This window comes from Kaistia granuli DSM 23481 (genome assembly GCF_000380505.1).
Lineage (GTDB): Bacteria > Pseudomonadota > Alphaproteobacteria > Rhizobiales > Kaistiaceae > Kaistia > Kaistia granuli.
The window spans coordinates 444,449-466,873 of the sequence record NZ_AQYH01000006.1; the positions used below are offsets into that span (position 1 = coordinate 444,449).

The window sequence follows — 22,425 nt, forward strand, 5'->3', positions numbered from 1 at the left end:
GATGCTCGAGGGTGAAATCGCGCTCGTCACGGGCGCCAAGGGCGGCATCGGCGCCGCGACGGCAATCGCGCTGGCGGAAGCCGGCGCCACGGTTGTCGTAACAGCACGCAAGCTGGCCGACGCCGAGCTGACCACCGCGCGCTGCGCCCAAGGCCGCGCCATCGCGGTGGCCTGCGACGTCTCCGACGCGGCATCCGTCGAGGCGGCGGTCAAGGAAGCGACCGCCCGGATCGGCGCGCCGACCCTCCTCGTCAACAATGCCGGCACGGTGCAGCCGATCGGCCTCCTGCACGAAACGGACCCCGCCGCCTGGGCCTCCAGCGTCAACGCCAACCTCGTCGGCGCGGTGGATGTGATCCGCGCGGTCCTGCCGGCGATGCTGGCGCGCGGGCGTGGCACGATCGTCAACCTCTCCTCCGGCGCGGCGCATCGGCCGCTGGAGGGCTGGAGCGCCTATTGCGCCGGCAAGGCCGGCCTCGCCATGGTGACCCAGTCGGTCGCGCTCGAATATGGCGCACGCGGCATCCGCGTCTTCGGCTTCTCTCCCGGAGTCGTCGACACCGACATGCAGGGTGAAATCCGCGCCTCCGGCATCAACCCGGTCAGCAAGCTGCCGCGCGAGAATCTGGCCGGCACCGGCGATCCCGCCCGTGCCATCGTCTATCTCGGCACGGCCTCGGCGGACGATCTCGCCGGCCGCGAAATCGACATTCGCGACACCAATTTCCGCGCTCGCGTCGGTCTGCCGACGGGCTGACCGCCGCCTCCGAAAAGTTGAAGCCTCCGACGCACGAAACGCTGGAACGGATCGGCGGTTTGTGCGTTCCTTATCCATGGCGACAGGGGAGTGTCGCCGGTTGGGAGGGAAAGATGGAGCTTCGTCATTTCCTGCAGCAGCCCAATGTGGGACCGCGCGATACGGCCGCGCTCCCGAGCCATGTCATGGAAAAGATCGCTGCAGGCGAACATCCGCTGAAGGCAATCCGAGAGTGGCGCTGCATCAGCCAAACGGATCTGGCCGACCGCACCGGGGTCGCTTTGACCCAGATCACCCGCTGTGAGTCCGGCTGGATGATATCCAAGGAAGCCCTGCGCCTGTTGGCGAGGGGGCTGCGGGTCAAGGACGACCTGCTCACGGGCTAGACGACGGGACGTTCGGACTAACCACGGCGACGCGTTTCGCGCCGCCGAGCCATGGCGCTCGCCCTGATTTCAGCAAAGGAAGACTTGGATGGACCCGAAGAAGCCGATTCCCGATCCGCTGCCGCCGAGCCGGGATGCACCGGAGCACGCTGTGCCCGAGATCGACGATCGCGCCAATCAGGCCTTTCTCGACGCCCTGATCGATACCGACGGCCGCCCCATGCGCGATGCGATCGACATGCCGGAAGAGGAAGAAGCAGAAGACGACGAGGACGGGATCGAGGGCGACCGGGATTCCTGACAGGCCATGCGGCAACTTTGCGACGTTCCCTCGCGATGATGGCCGAGGTCGCTCGTCGCGGCCCTGAGGTTTCGGCGTCATCCCGACTGGATCCCGGAAAGAACTGTCGTTCCCCGAACCGATATCATGCGATCATGACCGTGGTTTCCGACTGCCCGCTCCCCCGACCGTCGATGACTGGCGCGCCGCTCGCATGACACCCGACTACTCCTCACCGGCCCTGCCCATTCCGCCGCCGCCGCCGCGCAGCACCATTACCCTCGGCATGATGTTTCAACTGCGCGAAGCCAAGGGCCGCTGGCCTTTTGCCACGCGCGCGGCGCTCTGCATGGGCGCGCCGGTGATCATCGGCTGGGCGCTGGGCGACACGCCAGCCGGACTGATGGCGACGACCGGCGCCTTCACCGCGCTGTTCGGCAGCGATCGGCCCTATCTCAACCGCGCCCTCTATCTCGCCGTCATCGCGCTTTCCTTCGCGCTCGCCGTCGGCCTCGGTGTCTTCGCGGCCCAGATCCCCTGGCTGGTCGTTCCGGCGATCGTCCTGATCGCCGTCGTCGCCACCTTCATCTGCAACGCGCTCCGGGTCGGGCCACCCGGCGCCTACATGTTCACCCTCGCCTGCGCCGCCGGCACGGCAATCCACGCGCCGCATCTGACGATCTTCCACACCGCCGCCCTCGTCTTCTCCGGCGGCGCCTTGGCATGGCTCGCCCACATGGCCGGCGCGCTGGTGTCGCCGCGCGGGCCCGAGCGTCAGGCCGTGGCCAAATCCGGCGACGCCGTGGCCCGCTTCATCGAGGCGGTTGGCACACCGGCGCAGGACGTGGCGCGCCACAGCGCGGCGCTCGCCATGCAGGATTCCTGGACGACGCTGGTATCGCACCAGCCGGCCCGCCCGCGGCCGGACGGCACACTCAGCCGGCTTCGCGCCATCGGCCGCGAGCTGAACCTGATGTACGCCGACGCAATGAGTGCCAGCGCGCCGCTCCAGCCCTCGGTCGCCGAACGGGCGCGCGGACTGGCCCGCGAGGCGCTCAATCCGCGCCCCGGCACGGAGCGGACGGACCCCGGTCATGTGCCGCTCGGCCATCAGGGCGTGCTCGATTCCTTCCGCGAGGCGTTTCGGCCATGGTCCCCGGCCCTGGTCGTGACGGCGCGGGTCGGCGTTGCGACGCTGATCGCCGGCGCCATCGGCGGAATGCTGGGGCTGGAGCGCGCCTATTGGTGCATCGCCGCCGCCATGCTGATCCTGCATCAGGGCCTCGACTGGGCCCGCACGCTGCAGCGCGGCGTCGAGCGCATGGGCGGCACATTGGTCGGCCTGCTGCTGGCGGGCGTCATCCTCGCCGTTCATCCGGAGGGTCTCTGGCTGGCGGCAACGATGATGATCCTGCAGTTCATCATCGAGATGACCGTCGTCCGCAACTATGCGCTGGCGGTGATCTTCATCACCGCCGCCGCACTGACCATCGCGTCCGGCGGTCACCCGGTCGCCGATGTTCCGCATCTGCTCTGGGTGCGCGGCAGCGATACCGTGATCGGCTGCCTGGTCGGTCTCGCCGTGTTCGGCCTCTCGCTGCCCCGGCAGACGACGTCGCGCGTCCGCGCCGAGCTGGTGCTGACGCTCTCGGCCATCGAGGCGGTGATCGGTCCGATGGCGGCGGGCAAGGTCACGACCCCCATGGCGCGCCGCCTGCGTCGCGATCTCGAGCATCGCACGATCGCCTTGCTGCAGGCCTATGACCGGAGCGCCGGCGGTTCGCCCGTCAACGGTTCCGGGGCCGAGCAGATGTGGCCGGCCGTTGTCACCACGCAGCGCCTCGCCTATCGGGTCCTGTCGACCTGCTGGGCGATCGAGGATAGCGGCGCCCAGGCGGCGCCCGACATGGGCCAGACGCTGTTTGGCGACGGTGGCGAGGCGATGACGCGGCAGGCGCTGCAGACATTGCGCTCCGCCGTCGGCAATCGCGGCAGGCCGGACCTGCCGGATGCCCTGCCGCCCTTCCTCGCCGCCGAGATCCAGAACCTGCGCGATTCACTGGTCGTCGGCGGCCGTTAGTCTCGTCAAGACGCAGGTCTGTCGCGGCTACATTTCGTCGCCTCGCATCGCCTGTCGAAAGCGACTATATTTTCAGCATCGGAGATCAAAAGGCAGGCGCGACCAGCAGAGTTGCCCGCCTCCGGCTGAAATCGCCAGGGTCGTCCCGAAGCCAGCGAGCCATTCCGTCCGGCAGGTCAGGCCTGTCTGAAACTCCCAAAGGATCGCCATGAGCGAAACCGAAACCCCATATCGCCTTGCCTTCCGCCTTGGCATTGCCGGGCGTTGTCCGCGTTGCCAGTCCGGTCACATTTTCAGTGGCTGGCTGAAGATGGCGCCTGCCTGCGAAGTGTGCGGCCTCGATTTTGCGTTCGCCGACCCGGCCGACGGCCCTGCCTTCTTCGCCCAGCTGATCGGCGCGATCCCGGCGGTGATCTTCGCGCTCTGGATCCAGTTCAAATACGAGGTCCCACTCTGGGTTCACCTGTTCACGACCCTGCCGATCCTGCTGATACCGACCCTGCTGTTGCTACGGCCCATCAAGGGCTGGCTGGTCTGCTCGCAATATCTGCATCGCGCCGAAGGCGGCAAGGAGTTGAACCGGATCGACCAGTAGCCGGTTCCAACGTCGATTGAGAAATAGAAAAGAGGCCCGGCCATCGAGGATGACCGGGCCTCTTTTCTGGACCGTATCGACCTGTCAGAGCGTGGCGGCAATCTCATCGATCGCCTTCGCCGTCGCCGCGACGACGATGTCCGCCTCCTCGCGGGACAGACAGAGCGGCGGCGCGAAGCCGAGGATGTCGCCCTGCGGCATGGCGCGGCCGATGACACCCTGCCCGAGCAGCGCCGCCGCGATGCGCGGCCCCACCTTCTCCGACGCCTCGAAGAAGGCGCGGTCGTCGCGATCCCGGACGAACTCCACCGCCGCCAGCATCCCCTCGCCGCGCACGTCGCCGACAATGCGTTTGTCCGCCACCGCGTCGGCGAGGCGGCCGCGGAAATAGGCGCCGACGTCGCGCGCGTTGTTGACGAGGTCCAGCTCGTCGACGACTTCGAGATTGGCGACGCCCGCGGCCGTGCAGAGCGGATGCGAGGAATAGGTCCAGCCATGGCCGATCGGGCCGAAATTATCGGAGCCCTGCTCCAGAATGCGCCAGAGCTTCTCCGAGACGATGACGCCGGAGAGCGGCGCATAGGCAGAGGTCAGGCCCTTGGCGATGGTGATCAGGTCCGGCTTCATGCCATAATGATCGGAGCCGAACATCGCGCCGAGCCGCCCGAACGCCGTCACCACCTCGTCGGCGATCAGGATGATGTCGTATTTGTCGAGAACCGCCTGGATCTTCGGCCAGTAGCCGGCCGGCGGCGGAACGATGCCGCCAGTGCCCAGCACCGGTTCGCCGATGAAGGCGGCGATGGTCTCGGGCCCTTCAGACAGGATCATCTCTTCCAGCCGGTCGGCGCAATATTGCGAGAACTGCTCTTCCGTCAGGCTGCGGTCCTCGCGACGAAAGAAATACGGCGCCTCGGTATGCAGGATCGGCGCGCGCGGCAGATCGAACAGATTGTGGAATGCGGCAAGGCCGGTCAGGCTGCCGGTCATCACGCCGGAGCCGTGATAGCCGCGCCAGCGCGAGATGATCTTCTTCTTTTCCGGCCGGCCGAGCACGTTGTTGATGTACCAGACGAGCTTGATGTTGGTCTCGTTGGCGTCGGAACCCGAAAGGCCGAAGAACACGCGGCTCATATGCGCCGGCGCGCGGTCGATCACCATCTTGGCGAGGCGGATCGACGGCTCCGAGGCATGGCCGACATAGGCGTGGTAATAGGGCAGCTGCAACGCCTGCTGCGCAATCGCCGCGCTGATCTTGGTCCGGCCATAGCCGACATTGACGCAATAGAGGCCGGCAAAGGCGTCGAGGCTGCGCTTGCCGTCGACATCGGTGATGTAGACCCCCTCGCCGCCGGCGATAATGCGGTTCGGCGTTTCGCCGCGTGCATGCTGGGCCATATGGGTCGAGGGATGGAAGAAATGATCCCTATCCCAGGCGTGCAGTTCATTGTGCGAGAGCGTCGGCTGTTCGGACATGTCGATCCTTCGGGGAAAGGCGCGGGCGCAAGCCCCGGCGCGGCTTCTGGATGAGTGGCAGCGATCAGGCGCCGCCCTGGATCTCGGCGATCAGTTCGTCGGTCGTACGGGTCCGGCAATAATGGCCGCGCATCGCCTCGATCGAGCCTTCATGGTTGCCGGGCGCGTCGGCGGCGCAGCAATCCTCGACCTGCGTCACCAGGAAGCCGCGATCGGCAGCGTCACGGATGGCGGATTCGACACACTGGTCGGTGACGACGCCGTAGATCACCAAATATTCGATGCCGAGATTACGCAGCACATATTCGATGTTGGTGCAGTTGAAGATGCCCGACGCCGTCTTGGGGATGATGATCTCGTCGCCGCGCGGGCCGACCGCCTCGATCGGCTTCGCTTCCCACGAACCCTTCGGCCAGTGCAGGCCGGAGATCTTGTGGTCAAGGCCGCGGTCGCGACCATCCAGCGTCAGGCTCTCGATGACGGTGAAGATCACCTCGATGCCGGCGGCGCGCGCCGCATCCTGCAGGCGCGCCTGGTTGGGGATCAGCGTGTCGGCGATACGCTCGTAGAAGGGCCGCTTCTTTGATTCCGGCGTGCCGTCGATGCGCGAGCGCGCCAGGAGTTCGTCGTTGAACTCGCCGTTCTGCATGTCGACATTGAGCAGGGCGGTCCGCGCCGGTACGAAGTTTCGTTCGCGATAGGCGCCGTTCGGGGCATCGATCGGGGGCAGGACGGTCATCAGCAACTCCGGCAAGAGACGAGGCAAGAGACGGGACTGGGCAAGAGACGGTTCTGGCCAAATACGAGGCTTGGCTTGACGCGCTGGTACTGTAATGAGGATTACGGTTCTGGGAAGATGCCGCCTGAATGTTATTGGATTATTCTGCGCTGAGCAGGGGGAGACGGCATGACAGAAACGCGTGACACGGCCAGCATCCAGCCGGACATTCCGGGCGACCCATCCGCCGGAGGCCGGACGGACAAGCCGACGCTCGCCGACCGCGTCACCGCCAGCATGGCCTCGCTCAGCGAAGCGGAACGGCGCGCCGCCCGCGCCCTGCTCGCCCGCTATCCGACCACCGGCATGGAGACGGTGGCACTTTTCGCCGAGCGCGCCAAGGTCAGCGCGCCGACCATCCTGCGCTTCGTCGCCAAGCTCGGTTTCGCCGGCTATGCCGATTTCCGCCGCGCGCTGCGCGAGGAAATGGAGGCGCAGGCGGAATACCCGCTGACCCGCCCGCATGCCGACGGCAAATCCGCACCTTTCGCCGATTTCGCCCGCAGCCTCGTCACCACGGTCGAAAACTCGCTCGCCATGGCGAGCCCGGCGGACATCGGACGGCTGACCGATCTTCTGATCGACGAAAGGCGCGAGATCTTCCTGCTCGGCGGCGATTTCACCGATCCGGCGGCGCGGCATCTGGAATTCCACCTGCGCAAGATGCGCAGTCGCGTCCGGCTGTTCTCGGCCGGGCTGTCGCGGCGGGCGGATGAGCTGGCGGACCTGCGCAAGCGCGACGTCGTCATCCTGTTCGATATCCGCCGCTACCAGCAAGACACCATCCGCACGGCCGAGATCGCCAAGGAACGCGGCGCGGTTGTCGCCCTGTTCACCGATCGCTGGATGTCGGACGTCGCCCAGGTCGCCGATATCGTCATCCGCGCCCAGGTCGACCTGCCCTCGCCTTGGGACAGCCTGATCGGCCTGATCGCGCTGGTCGAGACGCTGGCGCTGTCGATCGACGCCCGGCAATGGCCGATCGGCCGCGCCCGCTTCGAGACCATCGAGGCTGTTCGAACAAAGCTAATGCCCTAGTTCGAACGCCCCATTCACGTTGCGAAAAATTACAGCTTCATCGCCTAAATGCGCGCCTTGTAAAATTTTCGTCACGCATGCTAGCGTCCTTACGCACCGGAAGCAGACGCGGGTCCAACCCGTGCGACGGCGGGCATGACGCAGAGGGCATCGGGGGAAGAATGGCGATCGAGCGTGAGACGATCGTCACAGTCTGCTGCAGCGACATCGCTGGGCAGGTTCGTGGCAAGGGCTTTCCGGCGCGCGAACTCGAAAGCCGGCGCCGCTTCGGTGTCGGTTGGACCCCGACCAACATCATGATCAACTGCCTCGGCCGCATCCCGGCGACGCCCTTCGGCGCCGAGGGCGATCTGATGCTGGTGCCGATCCCCGACGGCGACATCACGCTCGACTATGGCGATGGCAGTCCGGTCGAGCGCATGGTGCTCGGCGACATCCTGACCATGGCTGGCGAACGCTGGGACTGTTGTCTGCGCGGTTTCCTGAAATCGGCGCTCGACCAGTTGGAAGCCGAGACCGGCCTGCGGGTGCTGGCCAGCTTCGAGCATGAATTCTGGATCGACGGCGGCGAGGAACGACCCGGCGATTCCTATGCCGCCAGTTCGCTGCGCGGGTTGGAACCCTTCATCGGCGATTTCATCGGCGCGCTGCGCGCCAACGGCCTGTCGCCCGATACCTTCCTGCCGGAATACGGCCCGCGCCAATACGAGATCACCGTCGATCCGGCGCTGGCGCTGCAGGCCGCGGACGAGGCGGTCAAGCTGCGCGAAATCGGCCGCTCGGTGGCGCGCCGGCACGGCCACCATCTCTCCTTCTCGCCCGTGGTGACGCGCGGCATCGTCGGCAATGGCGTCCATATCCATTTCAGCCTGATCGACGCCGCCGGCAAGCCCGTTGCCTATGCCGCCGACGGCCCCGGCAAATTGAGCCCGGTCGGTGCCTCCTTCGCCGCCGGGATCCTGAAACACGCCAAGGCGCTCTGCGCCATCGCCGCCCCCAGCGCCATTTCCTACGAGCGGCTGAAGCCGCATTCCTGGTCGGCCTATTACGCCAATCTCGCCGATCGCGACCGCGAGGCCTTGCTGCGGATCTGCCCCTATCCCGAGGTCGAGGGCGTCGACGTCGCCAAGCGCTTCAATCTCGAATTCCGCGCCGCCGACGCGACCGCCAGCCCCTATCTGCAACTGGCCATGCTGGTGCATGCCGGCCTCGCCGGCATCCGTGAGAAGCTGCCGGCGCCGTACCTTTCCAGCGGCGATCCCGGCACCCTGACGCAGGAACAGCGCGATGAGCGCGGCATCGGCGACCTGCCCCGAACGCTCGCCGAGGCGCTCGACGCGCTGCAGGCCGACAGAGCCGCCATGGGCTGGCTCGGGCCGGTACTTGCCAACGCCTATCTGATCCACAAGCGCGGAGAACTCGACATGACCGCCGGCATCGACATGGACGAGCTCTGCCGCATCTATGCGCGGGCCTACTGACATGACCGCCCCCCGCCGCGATGCGCATCGGCTGCTCGGCCCCGACGATCCCGAGCCGGTCGGCCTTCGCAACCCGGGCGGCGCCTCGCCCTTCGTGCTGATCTGCGATCATGCCGGCAACGCCGTGCCGTCGATGCTGGACGGGCTCGAATTGGAACGGGCCGAGCTCGATCGCCATATCGGCATCGACATTGGCATTCATGGCGTCTCCGAGCGCCTCGCCGACCGCCTCGACGCGCCGCTGGTGTTCCAGCGTTATTCGCGCCTGGTCGTCGAATGCAACCGCCGCACCACCTCGCCGGACAGCATCGCGCTGGTCTCGGACGGCACCGTCATTCCCGGCAATGCCGGCCTTTCGGACGAAGCGCGCGCGCTGCGCCTGCGCGAGATCGCCGAGCCCTATCACCGCCAGATCGTCGCCATCCTTGACGCCCGCACCGAGGCCGGCATTCCGACCATCCTGGTCTCGATGCACTCCTTCACGCCGTCGCTGCGGGCGCGGCCGTTCGACCGCCCCTGGCATGTCGGGCTCTGCTATGGCGCCGACACCCGCTTCACCCTGCCCGTGCTGGCGGAGCTCGATGAGGAAGAGGGCGTCGTCGTCGGCCGCAACGAGCCCTATGGCGTCGACATGGCGAAGGACTATTCCATTCCCGTCCATGGCGAGGAACGCGGCCTGCCCTATGTCGAGTTCGAGATCCGGCAGGATTTGATCGCCGGCGCCGAGGGCCAGGCCGAATGGGCGGAACGTCTCGAGCGCGTGCTCTCGCAGGCCTACGGCACCTTCACGGGCGATCCGACATGAGCGGCGCGCCCATCCTGCAGCGGCTGACGCCTGTCGAACCGGCGCGCACCGCCATCCTCATCATCGACACGCAGGACGGCATTTTCCATCCCGGCGCGGCGACGGCGCGTCCCTACTTCTTCGAAAGCGCCCGTGATACGGCCATTCCCAACATGGCACGGCTGATCGCCGCCGGCCGGGCGAGTGGCGCCGAGATCGTCTTCACTGTGATCGAGAGCCTGACGCGCGATGGCCGCGACCGCAGCCTCGACTACAAGCAGACCAACTTCCATTTCGCGCCCGGTTCGCCGGAGACGCGCGTGATCGCGGAATTGCGCCCCAGCGACGACGAGATCATTCTGCCCAAGACCTCGTCCAGCCTCTTCAACTCGACCGTGTTCGAATATCTGATGCGCAATATCGGCATCGATACCGTCATCGTCACGGGCTTCCTCACCGACCAGTGCGTCGACCACACGGTCCGCGACGGCGCCGATCGCGGCTTCCGTATGATCTGCCCGGTCGACGCCTGCACCACCGACAGCCGCGAACGACACGACAACGCGCTCGCCGCCTTCAAGGGCTATTGCCGCCAGGAAGACACCACGACGCTCGTCGACGAACTCTTGAACGGAACAGGCTGACACCATCGCGGCGAGCCGATGGCCCGGCCGCCCGAACACATCGCTGCGGGACACGAATTCTCGAGAAGGGGTCGAGTTTGGCATTGCGGGATAGCAGACCGGACGAGCAGATCCTGCTCAGGACAACGGGACTGACCAAGTCGTTCCGGGGGCTCGTCGCCCTGCGGGATCAGGCGATCACGTTGCGGGCGCGGGAGATCGTCGGCATCATCGGCCCGAATGGCTCCGGCAAGAGCACCTTCTTCAATCTCATCACCGGTTTCTCGCAGCCGAATTCCGGCCAGATCGAGTTCAAGGGCCGCTCCATCGTCGGCATGCGCACCTCGCGCATCGTCGGCCTCGGCATCGCTCGCACCTTCCAGGGCTCGCGCCTGTTCGGCACGCTGACGGTTGGCGAGAACGTGCTGGCGGCGGCGCAACTCCGCCAGCCGATCGGACCGATCGCCTCGGTCGTGCGCGGTCCGCTCTATCGCCGGCGTGTCGAAGCCGCCGAGGCGGTGACGTCGGACCTCCTCGACCTGATGGGCCTCACCGGCCAGGTCGATCGCCTCGCGGCCGACCTCCCCTATGGCGACCAGCGGCGGCTCGAAATCGCCCGCGCGCTGGCGACGCAGCCAGAACTTCTGCTTCTGGACGAGCCCGCCGCCGGCCTTGATTCCAACGAGACCAGGGTGCTGGCCGGCCTGATCCGCGCCATCCGCGACCGGTTCGGCGTCGCGGTCGTCGTCGTCGAGCACGACATGGACCTGATCATGGGGCTGTGCGAGCGGATCCAGGTGCTCGCAACCGGCGAGGTCATCTGCGTCGGCACGCCGGAAGAAGTCCGCAACCATCCTCGCGTGCGGGAGGCGTATCTTGGTCACAGCTGACGCCCCCCTGCTGCAGATCGACGATCTCGAAGTGAATTTCGGCGCCGTGCGCGCGCTGAAGGGCGTCTCGCTCGATGTGCGCGAGGGCGAGGTGATCGCGCTGGTCGGGGCGAACGGCGCCGGCAAGAGCACGACCTTGCGCAGCATTTCCGGGCTGGCTCGCCCCAAGGCGGGCACGATCCGTTTCGACGGAGTCGTCATCAACCGCCGCTCGCCGCCGCAGATCGTCCGGCTTGGCGTCGCGCACTGCCCCGAAGGCCGCCGGCTGTTCGGCAGCCTCACGGTCGCGGAAAACTTGCGGCTCGGCGCCTGCACGCGTTCCGATGCGGACGGCGTCGCCCGCGATACCGAGACAATGTTCGTGCTGTTCCCGATCCTGCGCGAGCGCTGGCGGCAATTGGCCGGCACGCTATCGGGCGGCGAGCAGCAGCAGCTGGCGCTCGCCCGCGCGCTGATGGCAGCGCCGCGCCTGCTCCTGCTCGACGAGCCGTCGCTCGGCGTCGCGCCGCTCCTGGTCCGTCACATCTTCGAGGCGCTGGCCGAACTGAAGCGTCAGGGCATGACCATGCTGCTGGTCGAGCAGAACATTGCCCTCGCGCTCAATCTCGCCGACCGCGCCTATGTGCTCCGGACCGGCAAGGTGGCGCTTTCCGGCGACGCCGCCGAGCTTCGCGACGATGACCGGGTGGCGCAGGCCTATCTGGGGGCGGCCGAATGAGCCAGTTCGAATACATCCTCCAGCAGGTGATCAACGCCGTCAGCCTTGGCAGCCTCTACGCGCTGGTCGCGGTCGGGCTGTCGATCGTCTTCGGCGTGCTGAAGCTGACCAATTTCGCCCATGGCGACGTCATGATGGTCGGCGCCTTCACCACAGTGCTCCTGATCGCCATCGGCGTGCCCTTCATCCCGGCGATGATTGCCGGCATCCTCGCCTCGGCCCTGGCCGGCTTCCTGATCGAGCGCATCGCCTACCGGCCGATCCGCAACGCGCCCGACGTGACGCGGCTCCTGACCAGCCTCGCCGTTACCTACATCCTGGAAAATCTCGGCATCCTGCTGTTCACCTCGTCGCCACGCAATTTCCCGCTGCCGGACATGCTGAACAGCTCCTGGCAGCTCGCCGGGGGCGCCATCACCTTCACCAACATCAACGTGCTGACCGTGGCGCTGACCTTCGTGTCGCTGATCGGCCTCGGCTGGTTCATCACGCGCACGACGGTCGGCCTCGGCATGCGGGCGGCGGCCGAGGACATGTCGGCGGCGCAGCTGGTCGGCCTCGACGTCAACAAGCTGATCATCGTCGCCTTCCTCGTCGCCTCGGCCTTTGCCGGCCTCGCCGGCGTGCTCTGGGCGGCGCAGGCCGGCGTCGTGCAGCCGCAGATGGGCTTCACGCCGCTGCTGAAAGCCTTCGTCGCGGCGATCATCGGCGGCTTCGGCTCGATCTCGGGGGCGCTGCTCGGCGGCTACATGCTGGGGGCGCTGGAGATCTTCATCGTCGCCTTCCTGCCCGACCCCGTCGTCCCCTATCGCGACGCCATCGTCTTCACCCTCCTGATCGCCTTCCTGCTGTTCCGGCCGGGCGGCCTCATGCAGCCGAACCGGGAGATCAAGCTGTGAAGGCCGATTTCCGTATCCCGCTCGCCGTCGGCGCGGCGCTGGTGCTTGCCGGCATCATCGCCGTCGGCGCTCCGCATGTAATGGGCGACTATTTCGTCCGCATTCTGCTTCTGATGGCGCTGAACAGCATCCTGGTGCTGTCGCTCTCGCTCTCGAACGGCTTCACCGGCGTGTTCTCGCTCGGCCATGTCGGCTTCATCGGCGCCGGCGCCTATGCCGCCGGCATCCTGTCGCTGACCGTGCAGCAGAAGAAGGCGTTGCTGCCGCATCTGCCGGACCTCCTCAACTGGTTCAGCCTGCCCTTCCTGCCGGCGACGCTGACGGCGGGGCTTTTCGCGGCGCTGCTTGCCGTCATCGTCGGCTATCCCCTGATGCGGCTCTCCGGCTATTTCGTCTCGGTCGCGACGATGGGCTTCCTGATCATCGTCAATGTCGTGCTGATCAACGCCTCCGATTTTACCCGCGGCGCGCGCACCTCCACCGGTGTGCCGCTGGCGACCACCCTGCCCTGGGTCATCGGCTGGCTGGCCGTCACGCTGATCGTGCTGTCGCGGCTGGTCTACTCGCCGTTCGGGCGACGGATGAAGGCGGTGCGCGACGACACGATCGCCGCGAGCGCCGTCGGCATCAGCGTCCTGCGCGCCCGGCTGATCGCCTTCGTCATCGGCGCTTTCTTCGCCGGCGTCGGCGGCTCGCTCTACGCGCATTATCTCGGCTCGTTCTCGCCCAATACCTTCTATTTCGCGATGACGATGAACCTGATCGCCATGCTGGTGCTGGGCGGCATGGGCTCGCTCTCGGGCGCGATCATCGGCGTCATCTGCGTGTCGCTCTTGTCGGAAGTGCTGCGCTCGGTGGAGCGCGGCTTCACCATCGGCGATTTCACCGTCCCGGCCTTGTTCGGAGCCAGCCAGATCGTGCTCGGCTTCCTCTTTATCCTGATCATGATCTTCCGGCCGAAGGGGATCATGGGAGACCGCGAACTGACGTTCGGTCTCTCCGGAAGATCGGCGAAAAATAATCATAAAGAGGGAAAAGACAGATGATGAAGCTCTCCAGACGGGCGGCCATCGGCTTGGGCCTTGGCGCCGCCTTCGCCTTCTCCACCACCGGCGCCTATGCCGCCGATCCGATCAAGATCGGTTTTCCGGCCAATGTCACCGGCGTCCAGGCCTCGCTCGACGGGCCGATGCTGAACGGCGCCAAACTGGCGATCGCCGAGATCAACGCTAGCGGCGGTGTGCTCGGCAGCCCGCTCGAACTCGTGACCTATGACTCAAAGAGCGATGCCACCGTCATCTCGACCGTCGCCAGCCAGCTGATCGACAGCGACAAGGTAGTCGGCATCATCGGCTTTGCCGATTCCGATAGCGTGCTCTCGATCGGGCCGCAGGTCGACAAGGCCAAGATCCCGTTCATCACGCCGGGCGCCACCTCGCCCAAACTGCCGAGCCAGCTCGGCGACCAGGTCTTCCTCGCTGCCTTCGGCGACAACGTCCAGGCGGCCGTCGGTGCCGAATTCGCGCTCAACAAGCTCGGCGCCAAGACGGGCTATCTGCTCACCGACATCGGCACGGAATACACGACGCTGCTGTCCGACTATTTCGTCAATGCCTATGAGCATGGCGGCGGCAAGCTGCTCGGCAAGGATACCTACAAGATCGGCGACAAGACCTTCACCGCCCAGATCGCCAAGATCAAGGCGCTGCCGGAACAACCCGCCTTCATCTATGCCTCGTCCAACGCCGAGGAGATCGGCCTGATCCTGAAGCAGCTGCGCCAGGCCGGCATCAACCTGCCCGTCGTCGGTGGCGACGGCTACGACACGCCACTGCTGCTTGAAGTCGGCGGCGATGCCGCCAAGGACACCTACTTCACCACCCACGCCTTCATGGGCGAAGGAGCCAGCCCGCAGGTCGCCGCCTTCAACGAAGCCTACAAGAAGGCGACAGGCAACGCCCCGGAGAACTCCTTCGCAGCGCTCGGCTATGACGCCGTCAAGCTGATGGCCGATGCCATCAAGCGCGCCGGCTCGCCCGAACCCGCCAAGATCCGCGATGCGATCGCCGCCACGTCGGGCCTGCCGGGTGTCACCGGCACCATCACCTATCGCCCCGGCGTCGCCGTTCCGGACAAGTCCGTCTCCGTCATCGGCGTCAAGGACGGTAAGCTGATGCTTGCCAGCGAAGCCGCGCCTGCCTACGTGCCGGAGCCGTAGACACCATGAACGGCAGCAGCAGCCTCTGGGAGCTCTATAACACCGGGCTCGCCGGCGCGACCTTCACCGATCTGAGCCACGCCTTCCATCCGGGCCAGCCGCGCTTCGGCCTGTTTCCGGATGAGGAACGCGAGGTGCTGTTCGACTTTTCCAAGGGCCATGGATTTCAGGTCCATCGCTACGGGATCGTCGGCCAGTGGGGAACGCATGTCGATCCGCCGGTCCACTTCATCGAAGGTGGAAGGACGCTCGACCAGCTCCCGGTCTCGGAGATGCTGCTGCCGCTCGTCATTCTCGACATCAGCGAACGCGTGGCGGCGGATGCCGACGCCACGCCGACGCTGGACGACATCGTCCAATGGGAGGCGCGCAACGGCCGCATCCCGCAAAAATCCTTCGTGGCGCTGCGCACGGACTGGTGGAAGCGCTGGCCGGATTCCGACCGCTTCTACAACCGTTCGGACGATGGCGTTGTCCATACGCCCGGCTGGACGCGCGAGGTTCTGGAACAGCTTTTCGTCGAACGCGGCATCACGGCGATCGGCCACGAGCAGATCGACACCGATCCCGGCCTCGCCACCTCGGCCGGCAGCTACGCGCTGGAGCACTATGTGCTGTCGCTCGACCGCTGGCAGATCGAACTCTTGGCACGGCTCGACGAGGTGCCGGAGGCCGGCGCGCTGATCCTGGCGAGCTGGCCCAAGGTCCGGGGCGGCTCCGGTTTCCCGGCCCGCGCCGTCGCGATCCATCGCTGACGACGCGAAGCGAGACCAACATCACAACGGGAGGAAGCGGCCATGAGCGACAGCGCCGCCGCTGCTGAAGGCTTGGACATCGAGGCGATCCGCCGTGAATTTCCGGCGATCGCCGACCGGGCCGACGCGCCCGTCTTCTTCGACAATCCGGCGGGAACGCAGGTGCCGCGCCGGGTGATCGCCCGCATGATGCAGGCGCTCGTCGACGACAACGCCAATCTCGGCGGCTATTTCGACACGTCGCTCCGCGCCGGCGCCAACGCCCAGGAAGCGCACAAGGCGATGGCTGATCTCTTCAACGCGTCCGACTGGCGCGAGGTCGTGTTCGGCCAGAACATGACGACCCTGACCTTCGCGATCTCGCGCGCCATCGGCCGCGATCTCTTGCCCGGCGACGAGATCCTGCTCACCCGCATGGACCACGACGCCAATGTCGCGCCCTGGCTGATGCTCGCCGAGGACATGGGCCTGGTCGTGCGCTGGATCGATTTCGATCCCGAAAGCTTCGAGTTCGACCTGACGCAGCTCGACAGTGTGATCACCGACCGGCTCAGGGTGGCGGCGATCGGCTATGCCTCGAACGTCACCGGCACGATCCACGACGTGAAGACGATCGCGCGGGCGGCGAAATCGGTCGGCGCGCTGGTCTATGTCGACGCGGTGCAGTTCGCCCCGCACGGCGTCATCGACGTGCAGGAGATCGGCTGCGATCTCCTCGTCTGCTCGGCCTACAAGTTCTACGGCCCGCATCACGGGGTGCTCTGGGGCCGGCGCGAGGTGCTCGATAGACTCGAAGCCTACAAAGTCCGCGCCGCCTCCAACACGCCGCCTGGCAAGTTCGAGACCGGCACCACCAACCGCGAGTCGCTCGCCGGCGTGCGCGGCGCAATCGAGCATTTCGAATGGATCGGCACCACCTTCGGCGGCGCGTCGGATCAGTCGACGCGGCGCCAGCGCTTCGTCGCCGGCATGCACGCCGTCGACGCGCATGAGCGCGTCCTGACGGCGAGGCTGATCGAAGGGCTGCAATCCTTCCCGAAACTGAAAATCCAGGGCCTGACAGAGAAGCAGACGCTGGCGCGGCGCGTTCCCACCGTCTCCTTCACCTATGCAGGGACCGACCCGGCCGAGATCTGCAAGGCGATGGCGGCGAGGAACATCTCGCTCTGGCACGGCCACAACTACGGCATCGAACCAACCACCCGCCTCGGCCTGATCGACAAGGGCGGCGTCGTCCGCGTCGGCCTCGCGCAATACAACACAACGGAAGAGGTCGACCGGTTCATCTCCAGCTTCGGCGAGTGGACGACGGTCGCGGGGTGAAGCGCTGAGCGTTCACCTCGCCCTGAGGCCTTTGCAGAACTCCGAGATCCCCATGCAGGCTGCGTCCCGTAGGCAAGGCACCGTCGCCCCGGCGAAGGCCGGGGCCCATGAACACCGGCGAGGAAAGCTTGGCTTAGCCTATCGACCATAGGCATACGCGTCTGGATCCCGGCCTTCGCCGGGATGACGGCGAGCGTGGAGCAACGGCCGGAGCAAGACCTCCCCTCACCTCTCCCTAAAGAGAGGTGAAAGCCGATCTCCCCTTACAGCTCAATCACGGCCGCCTCTTCGCCGAGCACGGCGACAGCGCGGTCGGCGACATGGGCGTGGTGGGTGAAGACGATCACCTGCGTGAACGCGCCGAGTTCCGCCAGAAGGCGGAAGCCCGCCTCGGTGCGCGCCTCGTCGAAGGTGATGAACAGATCGTCGGCGATGAAGGGCAAGGGCGAGGCGCGGCGCGCATGCTCCTCGATCGCGGCGATGCGCAGCGCCAGGAACAGCTGGTCGCCCGTCCCTTCCGAGAGCGCATCCGGGCTGAACAGCCTTCCCTCGCGCAGGGCGGCGAGGCGGGGCGGATCCTGGTCGTAGTCGATGCCGATGCCGCTCCAGCGGCCGCCGGTCAGCGTCGCGAAGGCGCGCGAGGCGCGCTCGACGATGGGGTTCTGGTGTTCGGAGCGATAGCGCTCGATCGCCGCCGAAAGCAGCCGCGCCGCGACATGGTCGCGGCTGAAGCGCTCGACCGCCTCGGCGATCTCGGCGACCGCGTCCTGCTCGTCCTGGGCGGCGGCAGCAGCGCCGTCGCGGCGGTCCAGCGCGGCGAGCGCCGCCTTGGCGCGCGTATCCTGCTCGATCGCCGCGTCGCGCTCGCCTCGCGCATCGGTATGCGCGGCCTCGAATTCGGCGGCGGCCAGCGCCAGCGCATCATCGTCGCGGCCGTCGATCGCCGCGCGGATCTCATCCTCGCCGCGTGACCCGCGCACGCCGTCGAGACGTTCCCGCGCTTCGGCGAGCCGGGCGTCGCAGATGGCGGCCTGGTCGAGATGATCGAGCAGAGCCGGCAACGCCGACGGGTCCTCGCACTGCGCCATAGCCAGAAGGTCGGCGACCGACGCCTCCGCCCGCAGCAGGCCCTCTTTCGCCGCCGCCATGGCGGCCTGCCGCAGCGCCAGCGCCTCGCCGGCGGCATCGGCCTTCGAACGCGCCTGTCGCGCCTGGTCCAGCCGGGCGCGCAAGCGTCTGGCCGCGACGAAGGCATCGCCGTCGGAGCCGGTGTCGCCGGCATCCGCCAGCAGCTCGCCGACACGCGTGGCGAACAGCGCCTCATCCCGCTCGATCCCGGCAACGCGCCGTTCCGCCGTGCCGAGCTCGCCCGAGAGCCGGGATGCCTCGCGCCAGAGATCGATCGCCGCGCGCGCTTCTTCGGCCAGTGCGCCGGAACGGATGGCGAGGCGCGGAAAGATCTCGCCCGCCTCGGCCGAGAGGGCTTCCGCCTCGGCCGCGCCGTCGCGCTCCCGCAGCGCCAGATCGGCCTTGCCCTGTTCGATCTGCTTCAGATCGCGCTCGTGATCACGTGCCTCGAGGAAACGGGCCTCGGTGGCGGCGATGGCGTCGCGAAGATCGGCCATGCGCAGCGGCGCGCCGCCAAGCGGCGGCAGGCCGAGCTCTTGCCGCAGCCGCTCGGTCTCGACCCGCTCGATCTGCACCGCCTCGCGCTGGGCAGCGCCTTGTGCCGCCTCATGCAGGATGGCGTCGCGGGCCTGGCGGATGGCATCTGCTTCGCGCAGGAAAGCGACGGCGCGCTCGTCGGGCTTGGGCGCCGGCGCGTGGGAAACCCAGAGCGCCGTCCAATCCGCCTCGAGCGCCTCGCGCCGCGCCCGCGCCTCGTCGAGGCGCCTGCCGCTGGTCTCGATCCGCACCGCGAGATCGGCGAGATCGCGCCGGGTCTGGGCCAGCTCGGCGAGACGCTGGGTCTCGACCTGCCGCTCGTCCGCCAACTGGTCGGCGGCGAGGAGCCCCCAGTCGATTGCCTGGGCGAGCGCCGGATCGGCCTCCGCCCGCTGCCGTTCGCCGAGCGCCAGCGGTCGCAGGGCGGACCAGGCCGCGTCGCGCTCGCGCCGCGCGGCGGCGATGGCGTCGTCGGTCGGCGCCGGGCGCCCCGACAGCAGCGAGGCCAGCCGCGCCTCCGCCTGTCCGCGCTGTTCCTCCAGCGTGGCGAATGCTTCGCGCTGGCGGTCCAGCAAGTCGGCCGCCGCCTTCAGCTCCCGTAGTGCCGCCTCGACCACGCCGAGCGCCGGCAGCGGCAGCGCGGCCAGCGCCTCGGCGTCAGCGATGCCGTGTCCAAGACGGGTGACCCGTTCGCCCAATTGCAGGCGCTGCGCCTGCAGCCGGTGATCGAGCGATCGCAACGCCCGCTCGCGTTCCTCGGCGCCATCGAGCTGCGCCAGCCGGCGCTGCAGCGGCAGCGGATCGGCGACATGGCCGAGTTGCGCCCGCGCCGCCTCGGCCGCGCGCCGATCGGCGGCCTGCCGGGCGCGGTCGCGGGCCAGCGCCTCACTGCGCACAGCCGCCGCGCGCATGCGGTCGACGAGCGCCTCGGACCGCGCCAGCAACGGCATGTCGGGCAACCGGCCACGCAGGCTATCGACATCGGCGAGCCCCAACGCCAGCGCGATGCGCTCCAGGCCGGCATGCGCTTCCGATGCCTCGGCGCGCCGGTTGGGCAGGCTCAGAAGCTCCTTCTCGACTGCCGCGCGCTCGCCATCCGCGCTTTCGATCCGTTCCGCAAAAGCAAGGATCGCGTCGTCGACGGCGATCGACCGCAGCGCGGCGAGCGCTCCGGCCTCTTCCTCACCGGCCCGTTGCGCGGCCGCCTGCGCCTTTTCCAGCGCCGAGAGCAGGCCTCGTGCCCGGGCCACGAAGCCGGCCGGCACGACAGGAAGCGTGCCCAGCTCGGCGCGAGCCCGCGTCTGCGCGTCGAGAATGCGCAATTCCTTGGCGCCGTGCACCAGCGCGCGGGCGCGCGCTAAGGCCATGTCGGCGGCGCGTTCCGTCGCTTCCGCCGCGCGCCGCGCCTCGGCCGCCCGCTCGGCCTCGTCGCGCAGCTTCTTGACCTCGTCGACCCGCAATTCCTGGTCGCGGATGGCGCGCTGCGCCTGCGCCCGCTTGTCGACGGCGACATGGAAGGCGTGGCTCGACGTCTTGCGCGCCGGATTGAAGATCTTGGCGGCGCTCTCCTGGAAGCGATCGCGCAGCGCGGCGACATGGCCGAGCCCGGGGGCCGCCGCCAGCAGCGTCTCCGCCAGGTCGCCGCCGCCGGCGAGCAGCTTTTCGCCGCCCTCGCGCAGGCGTCTCTGGTTAAGCCCGAAAATGTCGAGAAAAGCCTGGCGGTCATGCGCGCCGAGGAAAGGCGCCAGCGCATCGTCATGGAGCGGTGTGTTGCTCTCCGCGTCGACCAATGCCGCGTTCAGGCGCTTCAAGCGGGCGAAGGAGAGCGAGCGACCATCCGGCGCCTCGACCGTCGCGGCGAGCCGCATCGACTTGTAATCATGCAGGAAATTGTAGCGTGAAGTTCGTTCGATGCCGTAGAGCGCGTCGGCGACGGCGGCGAGCGCCGTCGTCTTGCCGGCCTCGTTGGCGCCGACGATGACGGTGACGCGCGCCTTCGGATCGAAATCGAGCACGCGGTCGGTGAAGCGGCCATAGCGTTCGAGGCCAAGGGAACGAAGTTTCATCGCGCGCCCTCCGGTTCGCTGCCGACATGGCCGAGCGCAGCCAGGATCGCCTCGGTCGCTGTCTCGATGGCGGCCTCCGCCAGCGCCTCGGCGTCGCCGCCTTGTCCCTCCAGCTGCGCCAGCGCGTCGCCGGGCGTGCGGGTCCGCATCTCGCCGAGCGTGCGGGCGATATCGGCGCGGAAGGCGGGATCGGCCGCGACATCGGCGAGGATGGCATCGAAGCCGAGCAGCGCCGACAGCCGCGCCTCGCCGCGCGGTGAAACCGTCTTGTCGCGCACCTTCTCGATCAGGATGTCGGAACCGGCCTCCCAGGCCAGCGCCTGCATCTCTTCGCGCACCTGCTCGGCCTGCACCGAGAGATAGTCGTGCAGCACCGTCTCGCCGGTGAGCGTCAGGCGCAGCGCCAGCGGCCGCCCCTCCGCCGCGTCCCGCGTCGCGGCGATGACGCGCCGCGCCTCGGCGAAAAGGGTGGTCGGGTCGGTCATGCCGGCCGTGTCGATCTCGACCGCCTCGAAGCGCGCCGCGTCCAGCGTCAGCGCCTCGAGGCTGGTGATCCGCCCGTCGGTGACGGTGACGAGCGTGGCGCCCTTCGGTCCCGTCTCGCGCGCGTGCCGCCCCTGCAGGTTGCCGGGGAAGACGATCGCCGGCTCGTCCGAGACGATCTCGCGCTTGTGGATGTGGCCGAGCGCCCAATAGTCATAGCCAGCGACCCGCAGATCCTCGACCGAACAGGGGGCATAGACGTCATGACCGTCGCGGCCGGTCAGCGAGGTGTGCAGCACGCCGATGTTGAAATAGCCGGGCTTCGCCGCCGGATAGGTCAGCGCGACATTGTCCGGCACGTGGCGATTGGCGAAGCCGCGCCCATGCAGCGCCACCCGGAGCGGCTCGATCGTCTCGGTCTGGACGGAGCGGACCGAGAAGCTGAACACGTTGGGCGGCAGGGTCAGGGTCTTGCTGATCAGCGACTCGGCGTCGTGATTGCCGCGGATCAGGAAGACGCGGATGTCCTCGCGCGCCAGCCGGCCCATCTGGCGGATGAAGAACTGCCCGGTCGCATAGTCCTTCCAGTCGCCGTCATAGACATCGCCGGCGATGACGAGGAAGTCGACCCTGGCGTCGATCGCCGCCGTGACGAGATTTTCCAGCGCGCGCCGCGAGGCTTCGAGAAACACGCCGGCCAGTTCGCCGCGCCGGGCCAGTCCGCGCAGCGGACTGTCGAGATGGATGTCGGCGGCATGAATGAAACGAAACGACATGGATCCCCGTGGCCTGTCCCGCCGCCCCGCGACGCTGCGGGGCATCCCGCGCCGGCCGATCGGCCTGTCCTGCAACCGACCAAAACGACTCAGTCGCACCGGCTTGCTTGCCGCGCAATCTTACCGTCTCCACCATCCCCTGTCGCCATCCGGCAGGGTCGCAGCCGCTCTTCGCTCTCGGCGAAGCCATGACGGAGACACACCGGCCGGTGCCGCAGCAGCGGCCATCGCCTGGATGCGACCTCGATCACGCCCGCTGCCACTTCGCCCCTGCCCATACCTCCACCGGTTCGCTTTGCCTTCCACCCCCAGCTCTGTTTCTACCGCCGCCGGCCGGCACGCTTGCTTGCTCCA

At 67.7% G+C, this 22,425-nt stretch carries 20 protein-coding genes; 16 read left to right on the top strand and 4 right to left on the bottom strand.

Annotated elements, in window-relative coordinates:
* Position 1: 1 nt before the first annotated feature.
* The 5 genes from G342_RS0109715 (at position 2) to G342_RS0109735 (ending at position 4,098) form a co-directional block, all read left to right on the top strand.
* Positions 2-757 (top strand): SDR family NAD(P)-dependent oxidoreductase, encoded by a 756-nt coding sequence (locus G342_RS0109715; protein ID WP_018182943.1) that lies wholly within the window; start codon positions 2-4, stop codon positions 755-757.
* A gap of 113 nt (positions 758-870) precedes the next feature.
* Positions 871-1,143: a helix-turn-helix domain-containing protein gene (locus tag G342_RS23745; RefSeq protein ID WP_018182944.1), complete on the top strand. Its 273-nt coding sequence runs from the start codon at positions 871-873 to the stop codon at positions 1,141-1,143.
* A gap of 88 nt (positions 1,144-1,231) precedes the next feature.
* Positions 1,232-1,444 (top strand): hypothetical protein, encoded by a 213-nt coding sequence (locus tag G342_RS0109725; RefSeq protein WP_018182945.1) that lies wholly within the window; start codon positions 1,232-1,234, stop codon positions 1,442-1,444.
* Positions 1,445-1,637: 193 nt separating this feature from the next.
* Positions 1,638-3,503: an FUSC family protein gene (locus G342_RS23750; protein ID WP_018182946.1), complete on the top strand. Its 1,866-nt coding sequence runs from the start codon at positions 1,638-1,640 to the stop codon at positions 3,501-3,503.
* A 208-nt stretch (positions 3,504-3,711) separates the two neighbouring features.
* The gene (locus G342_RS0109735) at positions 3,712-4,098 is read left to right on the top strand and encodes a DUF983 domain-containing protein (RefSeq protein WP_018182947.1); all 387 of its coding nucleotides are present in this window, start codon (positions 3,712-3,714) and stop codon (positions 4,096-4,098) included.
* A gap of 84 nt (positions 4,099-4,182) precedes the next feature.
* On the opposite strand, the gene G342_RS0109740 is transcribed toward G342_RS0109735, so the two are convergent.
* Complete coding sequence (locus G342_RS0109740; protein ID WP_018182948.1) at positions 4,183-5,574, bottom strand: aspartate aminotransferase family protein; 1,392 nt, start codon at positions 5,572-5,574, stop codon at positions 4,183-4,185.
* Between the two features lie 64 nt (positions 5,575-5,638).
* Positions 5,639-6,313 carry a cysteine hydrolase family protein gene (locus tag G342_RS0109745; RefSeq protein ID WP_018182949.1) on the bottom strand — a complete coding sequence of 225 codons (675 nt, stop codon included), beginning with the start codon at positions 6,311-6,313 and terminating at the stop codon, positions 5,639-5,641.
* 168 nt (positions 6,314-6,481) lie between these two features.
* Between G342_RS0109745 and G342_RS23755 the strand changes: the two genes are divergently transcribed.
* From G342_RS23755 to G342_RS0109800, 11 genes are all read left to right on the top strand, one after another.
* The gene (locus G342_RS23755) at positions 6,482-7,390 is read left to right on the top strand and encodes a MurR/RpiR family transcriptional regulator (RefSeq protein ID WP_018182950.1); all 909 of its coding nucleotides are present in this window, start codon (positions 6,482-6,484) and stop codon (positions 7,388-7,390) included.
* 161 nt (positions 7,391-7,551) lie between these two features.
* Positions 7,552-8,871, top strand: coding sequence for a type I glutamate--ammonia ligase (locus G342_RS0109755; RefSeq protein ID WP_018182951.1), 1,320 nt, complete (start codon positions 7,552-7,554; stop codon positions 8,869-8,871).
* A 1-nt stretch (position 8,872) separates the two neighbouring features.
* Positions 8,873-9,676 carry an N-formylglutamate amidohydrolase gene (locus G342_RS0109760; RefSeq protein WP_018182952.1) on the top strand — a complete coding sequence of 268 codons (804 nt, stop codon included), beginning with the start codon at positions 8,873-8,875 and terminating at the stop codon, positions 9,674-9,676.
* Positions 9,673-10,299, top strand: coding sequence for a cysteine hydrolase family protein (locus G342_RS0109765; protein WP_018182953.1), 627 nt, complete (start codon positions 9,673-9,675; stop codon positions 10,297-10,299). The genes G342_RS0109760 and G342_RS0109765 overlap by 4 nt, the downstream gene beginning before the upstream one ends.
* An 83-nt stretch (positions 10,300-10,382) precedes the next feature.
* A complete protein-coding gene (locus G342_RS0109770) occupies positions 10,383-11,168 on the top strand; it encodes an ABC transporter ATP-binding protein (protein WP_018182954.1) in 786 nt (261 codons plus the stop codon).
* On the top strand, positions 11,155-11,886 hold the full coding sequence (locus tag G342_RS0109775) for an ABC transporter ATP-binding protein (RefSeq protein ID WP_018182955.1): 732 nt from the start codon (positions 11,155-11,157) through the stop codon (positions 11,884-11,886). Before G342_RS0109770 ends, G342_RS0109775 begins: the two co-directional genes overlap by 14 nt.
* Positions 11,883-12,785 carry a branched-chain amino acid ABC transporter permease gene (locus tag G342_RS0109780; protein WP_018182956.1) on the top strand — a complete coding sequence of 301 codons (903 nt, stop codon included), beginning with the start codon at positions 11,883-11,885 and terminating at the stop codon, positions 12,783-12,785. The genes G342_RS0109775 and G342_RS0109780 overlap by 4 nt, the downstream gene beginning before the upstream one ends.
* Positions 12,782-13,831, top strand: coding sequence for a branched-chain amino acid ABC transporter permease (locus G342_RS0109785; RefSeq protein WP_018182957.1), 1,050 nt, complete (start codon positions 12,782-12,784; stop codon positions 13,829-13,831). Before G342_RS0109780 ends, G342_RS0109785 begins: the two co-directional genes overlap by 4 nt.
* A complete protein-coding gene (locus G342_RS0109790; RefSeq protein WP_018182958.1) occupies positions 13,828-15,003 on the top strand; it encodes an ABC transporter substrate-binding protein in 1,176 nt (391 codons plus the stop codon). The genes G342_RS0109785 and G342_RS0109790 overlap by 4 nt, the downstream gene beginning before the upstream one ends.
* A 5-nt stretch (positions 15,004-15,008) precedes the next feature.
* Positions 15,009-15,758, top strand: a complete 750-nt coding sequence (locus G342_RS0109795) for a cyclase family protein (RefSeq protein ID WP_018182959.1) — start codon at positions 15,009-15,011, stop codon at positions 15,756-15,758.
* Positions 15,759-15,800: 42 nt separating this feature from the next.
* On the top strand, positions 15,801-17,081 hold the full coding sequence (locus tag G342_RS0109800; RefSeq protein ID WP_018182960.1) for a cysteine desulfurase-like protein: 1,281 nt from the start codon (positions 15,801-15,803) through the stop codon (positions 17,079-17,081).
* Positions 17,082-17,344: 263 nt separating this feature from the next.
* On the opposite strand, the gene G342_RS0109805 is transcribed toward G342_RS0109800, so the two are convergent.
* Together G342_RS0109805 and G342_RS0109810 are read right to left on the bottom strand one after the other, a co-directional pair.
* On the bottom strand, positions 17,345-20,812 hold the full coding sequence (locus G342_RS0109805; protein ID WP_018182961.1) for an ATP-binding protein: 3,468 nt from the start codon (positions 20,810-20,812) through the stop codon (positions 17,345-17,347).
* The gene (locus tag G342_RS0109810) at positions 20,809-22,071 is read right to left on the bottom strand and encodes a metallophosphoesterase family protein (RefSeq protein WP_018182962.1); all 1,263 of its coding nucleotides are present in this window, start codon (positions 22,069-22,071) and stop codon (positions 20,809-20,811) included. Before G342_RS0109810 ends, G342_RS0109805 begins: the two co-directional genes overlap by 4 nt.
* Between the last annotated feature and the right edge of the window lie 354 nt (positions 22,072-22,425).

Excerpts from the sequence above, each read along its gene's own strand:
- G342_RS0109805 (WP_018182961.1), bottom strand. The coding sequence starts at position 20,812 with ATGAAACTTCGTTCCCTTGGCCTCGAACGCTATGGCCGCTTCACCGAC.
- G342_RS0109780 (WP_018182956.1), top strand. The coding sequence starts at position 11,883 with ATGAGCCAGTTCGAATACATCCTCCAGCAGGTGATCAACGCCGTCAGC.
- G342_RS23750 (WP_018182946.1), top strand. The coding sequence starts at position 1,638 with ATGACACCCGACTACTCCTCACCGGCCCTGCCCATTCCGCCGCCGCCG.
- G342_RS0109795 (WP_018182959.1), top strand. The coding sequence starts at position 15,009 with ATGAACGGCAGCAGCAGCCTCTGGGAGCTCTATAACACCGGGCTCGCC.
- G342_RS23745 (WP_018182944.1), top strand. The coding sequence starts at position 871 with ATGGAGCTTCGTCATTTCCTGCAGCAGCCCAATGTGGGACCGCGCGAT.
- G342_RS23755 (WP_018182950.1), top strand. The coding sequence starts at position 6,482 with ATGACAGAAACGCGTGACACGGCCAGCATCCAGCCGGACATTCCGGGC.
- G342_RS0109760 (WP_018182952.1), top strand. The coding sequence starts at position 8,873 with ATGACCGCCCCCCGCCGCGATGCGCATCGGCTGCTCGGCCCCGACGAT.
- G342_RS0109715 (WP_018182943.1), top strand. The coding sequence starts at position 2 with ATGCTCGAGGGTGAAATCGCGCTCGTCACGGGCGCCAAGGGCGGCATC.
- G342_RS0109745 (WP_018182949.1), bottom strand. The coding sequence starts at position 6,313 with ATGACCGTCCTGCCCCCGATCGATGCCCCGAACGGCGCCTATCGCGAA.
- G342_RS0109800 (WP_018182960.1), top strand. The coding sequence starts at position 15,801 with ATGAGCGACAGCGCCGCCGCTGCTGAAGGCTTGGACATCGAGGCGATC.
- G342_RS0109725 (WP_018182945.1), top strand. The coding sequence starts at position 1,232 with ATGGACCCGAAGAAGCCGATTCCCGATCCGCTGCCGCCGAGCCGGGAT.
- G342_RS0109810 (WP_018182962.1), bottom strand. The coding sequence starts at position 22,071 with ATGTCGTTTCGTTTCATTCATGCCGCCGACATCCATCTCGACAGTCCG.
- G342_RS0109740 (WP_018182948.1), bottom strand. The coding sequence starts at position 5,574 with ATGTCCGAACAGCCGACGCTCTCGCACAATGAACTGCACGCCTGGGAT.
- G342_RS0109755 (WP_018182951.1), top strand. The coding sequence starts at position 7,552 with ATGGCGATCGAGCGTGAGACGATCGTCACAGTCTGCTGCAGCGACATC.
- G342_RS0109790 (WP_018182958.1), top strand. The coding sequence starts at position 13,828 with ATGATGAAGCTCTCCAGACGGGCGGCCATCGGCTTGGGCCTTGGCGCC.
- G342_RS0109765 (WP_018182953.1), top strand. The coding sequence starts at position 9,673 with ATGAGCGGCGCGCCCATCCTGCAGCGGCTGACGCCTGTCGAACCGGCG.
- G342_RS0109735 (WP_018182947.1), top strand. The coding sequence starts at position 3,712 with ATGAGCGAAACCGAAACCCCATATCGCCTTGCCTTCCGCCTTGGCATT.